The organism is Pontibacillus chungwhensis, from assembly GCF_030166655.1.
GTDB lineage: Bacteria > Bacillota > Bacilli > Bacillales > BH030062 > Pontibacillus.
Genome location: NZ_CP126446.1, coordinates 1,625,900 through 1,637,850, shown reverse-complemented (window position 1 = coordinate 1,637,850; position 11,951 = coordinate 1,625,900). Strand labels below are relative to the sequence as shown.

Below are 11,951 nucleotides of genomic sequence, written 5' to 3'. Positions count from 1 at the left end.
TTCATATAAGTCATATTTTTCACATAACTCTTACAAAAACCATCCAAATGTTTCACAATACCTCTACAGGGAAGTGAAAAAGTGGAATAATAATGAAGGAGGAACTTTACAATGAAACCTTTTGTACGAGAGTACCAGAATGACGAAAAGCTTCAAAATGACGTCCAGAAATTAGCGGATAATGGTGTTACAAAGGATCATATCTATTTAATGACTCACGATGATGACCGCACTGAACGCCTCGCAGACAATACCGACGCAAATACCGTTGGAATAAACGAAATGAATATGGGAGAGATTGTCGGCAACCTTTTCAACAAAAAAGGTGACGAGCTACGTAATAAATTACAAGACCTCGGATTTTCTCAACACGAAGCTGAAACATACGAAGAACACTTAGATGAGGGAAAAGTCCTATTAATGGTTACAGATTCTCAAGACATTCAAAATATTATTTAAGAGATCATCCCAGTGTCCCATACACTGGGATTTTTGTTTTCCTTATAAGGGAAGGGATACAGAAAACATCTAAAAAGGTTGGACTTTTCTTGTATATCCATTGACAGTGCCCTTCTAAGTAAGTAAACTTAATCATTGCATGTAAAACAAAAAATGAATACTCCTTCTTATCACGAGAGGCGGAGGGACTGGCCCTACGATGTCTCGGCAGCGGGCTCATTTCATATGAGTGCTGTGCCAAATCCAGCAAGGTTAACACTTGATAGATGAGAAGAGGAGCTCGTATAGATTGCCCTCTTCTGATTAAGAAGGGGCATTTTTTATTGGACATGGATGAGTAGAACCCAACACACTCGACAAACTACCAAGAAAGAGGTGCAGCAACATGAATACCAACAAAGGAAATCCACTCGCCCTGTTACCCTTAGGGATCTTCTTAGTCATCTTTGTAGGTTCAGGTATCATTACAGGTGATTTCTATTATATTTCTATCTTGATTCCGGCTTTACTTGCAGCTATTGTAGCGATCCTGCAAAATCGTAAAAAACCTACGTTTGAAAAAGTTGAGCAGTTTGCCAAAGGGGCAGGCCATCCTGACATTATGATTATGGTCTTTATCTTTATACTAGCAGGCGCGTTCTCTTCTGTTGCCAATAGCATAGGAGCCGTTGACTCCACTGTAAACTTGGCTTTAACCTATTTACCTGAGAATTTAATCATTGTAGGAGTCTTTATCATCGCGGGCTTTATTTCCCTCTCTATGGGAACTTCAGTCGGGACCATTAGTGCTCTTGCTCCCATTGCTGTTGGAATTAGCGCTGAAACGGAATTCTCCGCTGCGTTATCATTAGCAGCTGTTGTTGGAGGGGCGATGTTTGGAGACAACCTATCCATCATTTCAGACACAACCATTGCAGCTGTTCGCACGCAAAAGACAGAGATGAAAGATAAATTTAAAACGAATTTCTTTATCGTTCTCCCAGCCGCGATTCTTACCATCATTCTGTTAATTGTACTCACATCTGGTGGCGAATCTTCTGTGAATCCAGACAGCTTTAATGGATTGAAGGTCATCCCGTATATTGGTGTACTCATTGGTGCATTAGCCGGACTTAATGTTATGGCTGTATTAATTGGAGGGATCCTTTTATCTGGTGTCATTGGAGGAATAAGCGGCGACTATTCACTTGATGCCTTCATGACCAATATTACATCTGGGATTAACTCGATGTCTGAATTAATCTTTCTTACAATTATCATTGGTGGAATAGTCGCCATGATTAACCAAAACGGCGGAATCCAGTTCCTCCTTCACACATTAACCAAAGGCATTCGATCTAAAAAAGGTGCCGAAGGAAGTATTGCAGGGCTAGTCGCGACTACAAACCTTGCAACAGCAAATAATACCATCGCCATTATTACAACCGGTCAACTAGCTAAAAATGTAGCAGATGAATACGAGATCGACTCAAGAAAATCGGCAAGCTTGCTTGATATATTCTCTTGTACCGTTCAAGGCTTAATTCCTTATGGAGCTCAGCTGTTAACTGCAGCGCAGATTGGAGAGCTATCGCCTATCGAACTGCTTCCTTACTCTTTCTATCCGATCTTAATTGCGGTATCAGGAATTGTAGCCATTCTAGTTGGATTCCCAAGATTTAAAAAAGCAGCTGCATAATGAAAGAGTCAGGATGTAATAAACATCCTGACTCTTTTTATTTCTACTCCCATAAAGTGAATGATAAACTTTACATAATGATTCGAACCAAGGATGTTAGAAACCCCTTTATCATAGGCCGCAAAAAAGGTTTCAAAAAAATTATAAAAAATTTCATTAAAAGTGAATCCCGTTGTGGAAACGTTCCGTCTTATTATTGAACGCACCCACAACCGAAGGATACATGGAATGAAAGGATGAACCAGGATGGGAGAAAAGGCTGCAATGGAAAAGCCCCCTTCTCGCCAAAACGACTCACTAAATTTACTAGAGATGGATTCAACAGAAGCTTTAGAAAAGATTATGGATGAGTATGGTGATGACGTGAAGCGCTTTGTTTACACCTATGTTAAGAATAGCGCAGATACAGATGATATCACGCAGGAAACGTTTCTGACGGTGTATAAGAAGTTACACACGTTTCAAAGCAAATCATCCTTACGAACTTGGATCTTTTCTATAGCCATCAATAAGAGTAAAGATTATTTGAGAAGTTTCCATACGAGGCATGACAACCTCTTTCAAAAGATCAAATCGTTTATTACAGAGACACAGGACGATTTAACACCTGAAACATTAGTTATGCGTGATGATGAATCCAGTGAGTTAATAAACCAGATCTTGAAACTTCCTCTTAAATACCGTGAAGTACTCATCCTTTATTATTTTAATGAATTTTCCATTAGAGAGATCTCTCAATCTTTGAATCAAAAAGAATCCAGTGTTAAAACCCGTTTAAATCGTGCCAGAAAGAAATTAGCTGAGCTATTGAATGAGGCAAGTCTCCAAAGGAGTGATCAATGATGAGTGTGGATCGGCAATTACAGGACTTGAAAGAGGACTATCACAACCACATTCCAACCTCCTTCACAGAGAAGGATAAACAACGCGTCTTTCAAGCGATTAGTCATGAAACGCAGCCTGAAAAACCTAAAATGAAACATTATTTGTTTAAGCCTGCTGCGATGACCGTGTATGCGACAGTTGTTCTACTTGTGGGCGGCGTAACTGTAACGCAACTTGAACCGTATAGTTCAAGTCCTTCAACGGAAACACCTGAAACATTTGACTCTGCCGGAGGAGGTTCCAATCCTGTCTCTGACAGTCAAAACAAAGCCATGATCTCCAAAGAAATCTCAACAGACTTTGAAGTAGGAGATCAAATAAACGGTATGATCCTTCAGGATATACAACCAAACTCCCTTTCTTTCAGCGGAGAAAAGGTGTTATCTGGACATATCGTTACAAAAGAGGGTACACCAGATCAATATCTGTTTCATATAAGTGATTTAACCAAAAGGGAACTGCCTTTAACAGAGGACCATGAGGGTGTACTGCTCCTCTCGTTAGAGAACGATACCCAGTTCCAAGATTTGTTGGAGAAAGCTGCTGCAGATGAGTCATTTGTAAAGTTTATTACCTCCAATTACAGCTACCAAAGTGGTGAAGCTGGAGCTGATGCCAGCCGATCCATTACAGTAGCGGGAGTCATCTTGAACGGTGAGTACCATGTGGTGACTCCCAAGAAGTAAGTTAGTTCCTCCCAATTTTAATAAATGAAATGCTGTTGCTCCGGTTTGCGATAAGGCCGGAGCATTTTTTTGTTCAAATCTCCATTTCTTCTGCTTCCTATCCCCCGTGAAATTGAAAACCCCCAGGCATGAGCCTGAGGGTTTTGCTTAATAGCGATCTTCATTTAATGTGGGTTCAATTTCCAAATACTTCAGCAAACTTACCGCCGCTTCTGCTTTCGTGATCGATTCGTTTGGCTCAAACGCTCCATCTTTTCCGCTCATTAATCCAAGTCGAGTGGCAAGAGCTACATGGCCTTCATATTCCATTTCAGATTCATCTGAGAAATCTGCTTCGAAAATTCCTTCTTTACTTGCAAGGTTGTCATAACCTAGTGCCTTAACAAGAAGCTTCGCGACATATTCACGCTCTGCTTCTTTTTCAGGATAGAATTTTTCCTCGTCTCCGTCGAGGAAACCTCTCTCTATTGCCGTCGTTAAATAGCGGTACAATTCAGTACCTTTCTCTACATCCTCAAATGGCACCTCATCACGTGAGCTGTAATAATAATCGTCAAAGCCTAGCCCCTTCATCATCAGCTCAATCACATCGGCCCGGGACAGAACTTCATCTGGATTTACTTTTCCATCTTCTACTTCAATCATATTATATTCGACTAACGTGCGGAGAGCTTGTTCAGCTGGATGTCCCTCTATATCTGTTACCTCTTTAGTATTTTCTACCACAGGTTCCATCGTCTGTTCATCAATCCAAACACCCTTCGTTGCGTCAAAGAATCTAGGAGACGTATAGAAGCCTGCATCAAGAGATGGTTGGTAGACAAGCATCGCTTCATCTTTATCATTATTTTCTTCTTTCTCCTCTTTCTCATCGAAAGGAGTGAAGTACTGAAGTTTTAAATCGTACTTATCAAGTAAAGTCTCTTTTGCTTCTTCTTTAGAGATGGCCTTATCTTGGTCTGGGAACTGAACGTCATCCCATTGTAAATTGTAACCGATGACTTCTCCTGTATCAGCCGCTACCGATACATTCACACCTTGATTTTGTACTGGTAGATCGTTTACCTGACGTTCAAAGTTTACGTTATACGATACAACTTTTTCGTCTTCCCCACTTTTTCGTTCATGAGGGGTGGAAACATGAATCTGATCGAGTTTAGATGGGGCTACTTCTTTGACGAACGAAATGGCAGTTTCTTTTGCTTTTTCTTTTGTCGTGTTGACTTCAAAGTCTTCTGGAACGCCTTCATAATACTCATATTGACGATTATCATAATTGAGTATTTCACCTGTCGTAGCGTCTACTGCAACATGGACTCCGGTTGGACCATAGTTTCTTTCCCCAGTATCTCTCCATTCAAAGCGCCATGTTGGATTTTCATTCGATCTATAGTTGTTCTCATCGTAATTCGAGAAAGCCAGTTCGTAGCCATCAGGAAGATCAACAAATGCTTTTACTTTCTTCATGGCTTCTTCTTGGCTTAACTCTTCTTCTAATTCTTGTAATGGTTCTGCTTCTTCAGCTACAGGTTCTTCTGATACCGCGTACTTATCTTTGTCACTTTCGTCTATTTCACTTAAAGGAGTCCCTTCGTGATTAATCCATTCACCTGTTTGAGCATCAATCTGACTTAGTCCATAATTTTCTAAGCCATCTTTCTTCGTTGGTACGTAGGTTAAATACGCTTTGACATCATCACCAGCACGAGCGGAGTAATGATTCACCCCATAACGAAGCTCTACGTCAAAATCCTCTTTGAAGAGTTCAAATGCTTTCTCTTTCGTAAGAACATTTTTCACTTCTTCAAACTTGTCCACTTCATCCCATCGATAATAAATGTCTGTTACGTCTCCATTTCCACTCACCGTCACATCAATGGAATTATTCGGGTAGGAAACGCCATTTACGAGTTGATTAAACTCAACACGATACTGATAAGTTCGACGGAAGTTTTCAGTACTACGCTCTTCGCTTCTTTCATTAAGCTTCAGCTCACCAATCTGATCGGAGTAACGTTCTTCTATGTAGGACTGAGCAATACTTGTTGCTTTCTCAAAATCTACTTTAGGAGGGAATGTGCGCTCTGATTGATCGGATTCTCTGTGAATATTCATCCGTATCACATCACCTGTATCAGCGTTGACATTGACCGAAATATGCTCAAAGTTCTTTCCTTGCTTCGACCAATTAATCTCCCATTCTTTTACTTGTTCCCGTCCGTTAAAATGGGAGTCAAAACGAACATCTTCCTGTTCAAAATCCTCGGCAACTTTAACAAAGTCTTTTGCAATTTTTACTGCTTCGTCTCTCGTAATATCCGCTTCTTTCATTGCCTCTTGTAAGGCTGCCGTTTTCATATTTTCCACTTTCACATCTGAGCTTGTGTCTGCCCATACAGGTGTAACCCCTCCTGCTAATAAGGCTGTACATAAGGCTCCGGTTATCCATTTTTTCTTCATGCATCTCTCCCTTTCTTATAAGGCCCACTTGTAACCTATGAAAGTACAAAGAAGATGATGATCTATTCTTAAGGTGACGGTCTGATTCTACTAAGCTACATTAGGCATAAATTTTGCTTCATTAGTATAGACGAAACAGATATCCATATGGTTCCAATTTTTCCATCATTTTAGGTGAAATAGTAATAAAGAACTAGTTCATCTAGGGGGTTCATTATTAAATATTTCCTAACTCCCCATAGAAAAAGCACAAAGCCTTTAGACTTTGTGCTTTCCATTACGAATTCGAGTTCTTAATAAAAGTTTATTACATGGCAAAGCTTTTAGTGTAAATAAATAGAAGCGTTAAAAACATCATCGCCATTAGGGGTATAGCAAACCATCTGATCATTGTATTCATTACAAATCACGCTTCTTAAATGAGTAGAGTGCTAACATAAGAGCGATAAACCCGTACACGATCGTATAAACAATCATAACGTTATTCGGAGCTGAAGCGCTCGCAAACATCCCTTGTTGAGCTAGACTAACCGGATTATCCGCTGTATCGAACAAGAAAACGGTCATTTTTCGGTACATCGCATCGACCGGAAAAACGAGGCTTGAGATAATCCCTATATTAACTAGAGCTGCTTTCTCCATCACCGTACCGATTTGTTCGATAAACCCGCCAATAAAAGCTGATCCATACATGATAATTAAGACTATTCCGGCATTTAATGTCGTCATACGACTGCTTAACATGACACCGAGCAGGACAAGAACGATCGGTTGAAGGATGTAAGTCAAGATGGCTTTCCCAATTTGGAGGCTTGAGAACGAAAGGGACATCGCCTCTCCGCCAATTCCTTGATGAATGAGTAGGATGCCTGCGAATAATAGAATCGCGTAGGCAATAAGTAATCCTCCAAGTCCGATAACTTTGCCTAGTAGAAACTGTGTACGCGTGATCGGCCGCATCAGCCACGTATCGATCTGATGACTGTCGATTTCACTCGCAATGGCGCTAACGCTAGAAAGAATCGACAGCAAGGCCACAATAAACGATGAGAAATACAGACCAACACTCAACAATTGTGAAGAAAAGAGTTGTTGTTGCATCATTTGGTTTACACCCATCCCTCCTCCCCACGATGTGTTATTCCAATCTTTCACAGCATAGTGAATAGCAACTCCGTATAACACAAGGAAAAGGAGGGTCATAATCATCGTAATAAGAAAGATTCGTTTTGATATGATCTCTTTAAATGTTAATTTAGCGATCGTCCACATAGCTCTGCTCCTTTTCATTCACCCAGTACATAAATACATCCTCCAAATGGGGGATGACAGGTGTTACTTCGTAGATCGGAAGCTTGTGGGTACCGAGATAATGAACCAGTTTAGGAATATCGTCTTCCTTCCTCAATTGATAAATGGCTTTTGAACGCCCATCTATCACTTCCTTCGCTTCAACCTGATGAACGAAATCCGGGTATTCCATGCTCGTTAATGACGCATCTTTAGAAGAGGTAATCTCCACCTTCGCTTCAACTAACATCAGTTCACGCCATTTCCCCTGAACGATTAATTCGCTATTATGTACAATGGATACGTGATCACAAACGGATTCTACCTCATTTAGTAAGTGGCTATTGAGAAAGACCGTTTTCCCTTGGTCTCTTAAATGAAGCATTAAATCACGCACATCTTTTCGCCCAATCGGGTCTAGAGCTGATGTCGGCTCATCTAAAAAGATGACCTTAGGATCATTCATTAATGCACAGGCAAGGCCAATTCTCTGCGCCATGCCTTTTGAGTATCCTTTAATTTTCTTATGATCACGCCCCGTCATACCAACGAGATCAATCACTTCTTCTATTCGTTTCTTTCTTTCGCGAACAGGCACCTTACAAAGTTCTGCATGACTCTCAAGCAATTTTCTCCCTGTCAGCCAATCTGGGTACCGAAACAATTCAGGTAAGTATCCAACACGTTCTCTAGACTTTGATGTGCCTATCGGTTCTCCTAAAAGCTTCCCTTCTCCGCTTGTTGGCGTAAGAAGTCCTAACATCGTTCTGACGAATGTGCTTTTCCCCGCTCCATTAGGGCCAAGAAATCCATAGACCATGCCTTCTTCTACATCTAAAGTAACCTCTCGTATACCGCCCTGGCCATTATACGTTTTCGTAAGCCCTTTTGCTTCAATCACATTCATAATAGTCTCTCCTCTCAACACACGAACAAAAGGGACTGCATAAGCAGCCCATTTTGTTATTGTGCTAATTCGTTTGCAATTGATTGTAGTTCATTACTCTCCACGCGAGCTTCCGTACCATCTTGCTTGTGAACCGTATAGGTTTCTAAGACATGGATCTTATCACCTTTTTGCCACATTATGAGGGAATGTTGTTGACCGGTGACCATAAATCCTTTCTCTCCAGCAATGGTGATCTCATCTAACGTTTCGCCTTCATCTTGAACATAAGGTAAAGGTAACGTCTCCTCAATGCTTTGAATTTGCTGGATTTGTCTTTTTACATCATTCGGAACAAACGGAAGCTCTAGCAGTGTATCTTTCAATTCATCAACAGATGCTCCTTCAGGAACTGTAAACGTAGGTGCGTCGACTTTGGAATAACTAATATTTCCGCTATCGTTTGAGAAGTTGTATTCTTTCCTTTCACCTACATGTAGCGAAAAGGTTTCACCATCCAAACGTTTATCAAACTGCTCATCAACGCCAAACTGAGTTAATAAGTTGTTCGCCTTATCGACATCAAGATTAAAGCCAAGTTCATATCCTGGTGAGAGATGCATGCCTTCAAAATTATAGTCGTTGATGGTTTCTACCTCGTATCCAGCGGCCTTAACTTCTTCTACATTTGAAAAGCGAGCGTGTTCACTGTATCCATTAAAGTCTTGTGTTAGATCTGAAATTTTAATTTCTCCGAGTCCCTTCAAATCATAGGTCCCTTCCTTTTCCTGACTCAACCAACGATCTACTTCATGCATATCCTCTTGGGTTAGTTTCACCATTTCAACCTGGTTGACACGGAACATGGATAAGAACTGATCGGCTGCGACTTGAACTTGCGGGAAAGCAAGAGATCCAAAAATGGTCGCGGCTACGACACCTGAGGCAACCAAACGTTTTGTTTTCGCTGTCATTTTCGACACTCCTTTATGTTTAACGGGTTCTGTTTCAATAGAGGTTGGCTGATTAGCACTTTCCTCCTTTTGGCCTTTAACATTGATCTTTTTCTCAAATGTACGCCAGGCTACGTCTACATCCACTTCTAAACTTGAGTCTTGTAAGGAAAGATCTAGTTCTAAATCAAGCGCCTGTAACATCTCTAGTTCTTCCCGGCATGAAGGGCAAGATTCTAAATGTTGCATAACCGTTTTCTTCTCATCACGGGTCAGCTCGTCATCAAGATAAGCTTGCAAGGTCCCATTTTCAATACACCTCATCCTGATCGTCTCCTTTCATTTCTGAGTAGATGTGTTTAAATCGTTTCTTAGCCCGGGCGATTAATGTCCCAACAGATGTACGCTCCACTTGAGCGATTTGTGAAATTTCCTCGTACCGATAGCCTGAAAACTTCATCATCAAGAGAAGTTGATCCCTCTCGTTTAATTGAGCTAACGCTTCTTTCACTTCATTTCGATCTTCCTTGTTCATATAAGTCTCTTCCACAGAAGAGATAACGTCTTTACTATAGGTGGCTTGCTTCTCTGCTTTTTTCATTTGTCTTTTCTCAGTTCGTATGTAGTTATAAGATAAACGAACTGCCACGGTCATTAACCAGGCAGGAATTGATTGAATCCCTTCCCAGTCCTCATGATATAACTTAAGAAACACTTCTTGTGCGATTTCCTCAGCGGTTTGTTGATCCTGAACGACTTTCATCACTTTACGAACGACATTCGGGTAATATTGTTTAAATAATTGTTGAAACTGAGCTTCTGTTGGCTCAGAAATAGTTGAATAGCTTGAGTCAGACAATTGCGCTCTCACCTCCAAAGCGGCCCCTCCTTTCGAACAGCTTTCACTATAGAGACACCAGATTTTCTCGTTTTGTGACAGGTATGTAGAGAAAAGTTTATAAAAACCGTTTCCTTTCTATCTTAAATCAACATTCATAAAAAAGCTCCCTCCTACTGAATAGGAGAGAGCCCGTATGTTATAGCTGCTTTTGTTTCATAAATTCCAGAACCTCTAAATCCAGTTTCCCATGTTCAAGCGCTCGTTCTTCGAAATTTTCTCGATGGAGAAATGAGGTGAACGCTTTGTACATAATGGAATCAACAACATAAACAGTTGGTAAGTAGCCTAGACGTTTTAATTGTTTCAATAACTCTTCTTTCACTTCCCCTTCAATGGAAACGACATTTTCTTCTTTCGTAGCTCCGAAATAGAGTTGTTGCAAATGATAAATTCTCACAAGCTCATGAATCGGCTCATCATGCTCATCTACACGAAGGTCAATAAACCGGTCATTAAACCCTCCATAGCCTCCATTCTTCTTCACTACAAGTAGCGCTGCAGATTGCTTCCCTCGCTTATCTCCACCAGCCATTTGACCTGCCTGAAGTGACTGTAGTAAACGATCTGCTAAAGAGCCATCTGCCTTTTCGAATGTCGTAGCCATTTCCTTCACGGTTTCTTCACTTACTAAAATATTGCCTTGAACCGCATAATGAGGACCTGTTTGCCCACCAGCCCACTCATAGCAGTTCTCCCCTGTAAAAGTTGCTGCTTCACCTTTAGCATCGACAATTCCTACTTGTCGAAGTTCTCTTTCGGAATCGTCCTCTGTAAGCTTTCGAACAACTTCTTCAGGGGTATATCCCTCTTCTAATAACTGAAGACCCTCTGGACCATAAGAAGGGTTTGCAAGCGATTGCGTTGCAACAGCCCCCACATCCGCTTTTGCCCAGGGTACAACAGAGCCAGAACCTAAGAATTTAGACTGAACGGCAACGCCTAGTTCTCCTGTTTCAGGATCGTGACCCACAATTGAAAATGTTGCAACAATAGGGTTAGAGACTCTGTTCATCTTTACTTCTCCCCTTTTCGTACATTTAAATTAATCTAACTATAATAAAATGTATACTTACGGATCAAGTATATTTATTAAATATTATGTAAATTTGTAGCCTACTTGGTAATTCATTAAACATTTGATTGGGTTGTTGGTTTTCTAAAAACTTGGCTCTGTTATAGTTTAGTGTTGTTATTTTAAAGGCTTTTTCAATACCAAAAGCTGAGACATTGAAGTGTAGATGGGGCCGTCTTTATTGACTAGTGCTTGGGGTGTCTGGGGAACGACTCGCTTTCCGCGGGCGAGCTGTCGAGCCTCCTCGGGCAAAAATCATGCCCTGCGGGGTCTCGTCGACCTCTTTCTCCCGCAGGAGTCTCCCCGTTCCCCAGACACCCCTTATCTAAGTTTGATGAGACGGCCCTCCAGCTGGGTCATCGCTTAGATTCAACTCTATCTTCTAATATGGCATGTTTCCGTTCTTCTAAATATGGAAAAGGTTGTGCGGGAAATTGTGAGACTCCTGCGGCAGAAGGACCCAGTCTAGTTCCAGCGAGGAGGCTTTTAAGGGAATAATGAAGTTCGACTAAGACCGTCACGTCAATCGCCAACGTCGAACGACCCCACCTCGTGCGGGGCCGCGGAAAGCGAGTGATTTCCCGAACCACCTTACGCTCAGGTTAACGCGGAAACATTCTCACTTTCCGGTGCTCCATATTAGGGACTTATATATGTAACATGTAAAAATCAACAAACAAC

The 11,951-nt window shown here is 41.2% G+C and carries 10 protein-coding genes and 1 riboswitch; of the genes, 4 read left to right on the top strand and 6 right to left on the bottom strand.

Annotated elements, in window-relative coordinates; genetic code table 11:
* The first annotated feature begins 111 nt into the window (after positions 1–111).
* The 4 genes from QNI29_RS08495 (at position 112) to QNI29_RS08480 (ending at position 3,708) form a co-directional block, all read left to right on the top strand.
* A complete protein-coding gene (locus tag QNI29_RS08495; protein WP_231416030.1) occupies positions 112–459 on the top strand; it encodes a YflT domain-containing protein in 348 nt (115 codons plus the stop codon).
* 164 nt (positions 460–623) lie between these two features.
* Positions 624–732: riboswitch (SAM riboswitch) on the top strand.
* A gap of 112 nt (positions 733–844) precedes the next feature.
* Positions 845–2,137 (top strand): Na+/H+ antiporter NhaC family protein, encoded by a 1,293-nt coding sequence (locus tag QNI29_RS08490; protein WP_231416028.1) that lies wholly within the window; start codon positions 845–847, stop codon positions 2,135–2,137.
* Between the two features lie 246 nt (positions 2,138–2,383).
* Positions 2,384–2,980: a sigma-70 family RNA polymerase sigma factor gene (locus QNI29_RS08485; RefSeq protein ID WP_231416026.1), complete on the top strand. Its 597-nt coding sequence runs from the start codon at positions 2,384–2,386 to the stop codon at positions 2,978–2,980.
* The gene (locus tag QNI29_RS08480) at positions 2,977–3,708 is read left to right on the top strand and encodes a hypothetical protein (protein ID WP_231416024.1); all 732 of its coding nucleotides are present in this window, start codon (positions 2,977–2,979) and stop codon (positions 3,706–3,708) included. Before QNI29_RS08485 ends, QNI29_RS08480 begins: the two co-directional genes overlap by 4 nt.
* A 147-nt stretch (positions 3,709–3,855) precedes the next feature.
* Here the strand turns inward: QNI29_RS08480 and QNI29_RS08475 are convergent, their stop codons facing one another.
* The 6 genes from QNI29_RS08475 to QNI29_RS08450 all read right to left on the bottom strand — a co-directional run bounded on the left by QNI29_RS08475 (position 3,856) and on the right by QNI29_RS08450 (position 11,210).
* The gene (locus QNI29_RS08475) at positions 3,856–6,168 is read right to left on the bottom strand and encodes an S-layer homology domain-containing protein (protein WP_231416022.1); all 2,313 of its coding nucleotides are present in this window, start codon (positions 6,166–6,168) and stop codon (positions 3,856–3,858) included.
* 399 nt (positions 6,169–6,567) lie between these two features.
* On the bottom strand, positions 6,568–7,440 hold the full coding sequence (locus QNI29_RS08470; protein WP_231416020.1) for an ABC transporter permease subunit: 873 nt from the start codon (positions 7,438–7,440) through the stop codon (positions 6,568–6,570).
* Complete coding sequence (locus QNI29_RS08465; protein ID WP_231416019.1) at positions 7,424–8,365, bottom strand: ABC transporter ATP-binding protein; 942 nt, start codon at positions 8,363–8,365, stop codon at positions 7,424–7,426. The genes QNI29_RS08470 and QNI29_RS08465 overlap by 17 nt, the downstream gene beginning before the upstream one ends.
* Positions 8,366–8,421: 56 nt before the next feature.
* Positions 8,422–9,621, bottom strand: coding sequence for an anti-sigma factor family protein (locus tag QNI29_RS08460; RefSeq protein ID WP_231416017.1), 1,200 nt, complete (start codon positions 9,619–9,621; stop codon positions 8,422–8,424).
* A complete protein-coding gene (locus QNI29_RS08455) occupies positions 9,608–10,168 on the bottom strand; it encodes an RNA polymerase sigma factor SigX (RefSeq protein WP_231417543.1) in 561 nt (186 codons plus the stop codon). The genes QNI29_RS08460 and QNI29_RS08455 overlap by 14 nt, the downstream gene beginning before the upstream one ends.
* 166 nt (positions 10,169–10,334) lie before the next feature.
* Positions 10,335–11,210: a DUF1028 domain-containing protein gene (locus QNI29_RS08450; protein ID WP_231416015.1), complete on the bottom strand. Its 876-nt coding sequence runs from the start codon at positions 11,208–11,210 to the stop codon at positions 10,335–10,337.
* Between the last annotated feature and the right edge of the window lie 741 nt (positions 11,211–11,951).

Bases quoted from the DNA above. Each gene is read 5' to 3' on its own strand.
- QNI29_RS08460 (WP_231416017.1), bottom strand. From the start codon at position 9,621: ATGAGGTGTATTGAAAATGGGACCTTGCAAGCTTATCTTGATGACGAG.
- QNI29_RS08475 (WP_231416022.1), bottom strand. From the start codon at position 6,168: ATGAAGAAAAAATGGATAACCGGAGCCTTATGTACAGCCTTATTAGCA.
- QNI29_RS08495 (WP_231416030.1), top strand. From the start codon at position 112: ATGAAACCTTTTGTACGAGAGTACCAGAATGACGAAAAGCTTCAAAAT.
- QNI29_RS08450 (WP_231416015.1), bottom strand. From the start codon at position 11,210: ATGAACAGAGTCTCTAACCCTATTGTTGCAACATTTTCAATTGTGGGT.
- QNI29_RS08485 (WP_231416026.1), top strand. From the start codon at position 2,384: ATGGGAGAAAAGGCTGCAATGGAAAAGCCCCCTTCTCGCCAAAACGAC.
- QNI29_RS08480 (WP_231416024.1), top strand. From the start codon at position 2,977: ATGATGAGTGTGGATCGGCAATTACAGGACTTGAAAGAGGACTATCAC.
- QNI29_RS08490 (WP_231416028.1), top strand. From the start codon at position 845: ATGAATACCAACAAAGGAAATCCACTCGCCCTGTTACCCTTAGGGATC.
- QNI29_RS08470 (WP_231416020.1), bottom strand. From the start codon at position 7,440: ATGTGGACGATCGCTAAATTAACATTTAAAGAGATCATATCAAAACGA.
- QNI29_RS08465 (WP_231416019.1), bottom strand. From the start codon at position 8,365: ATGAATGTGATTGAAGCAAAAGGGCTTACGAAAACGTATAATGGCCAG.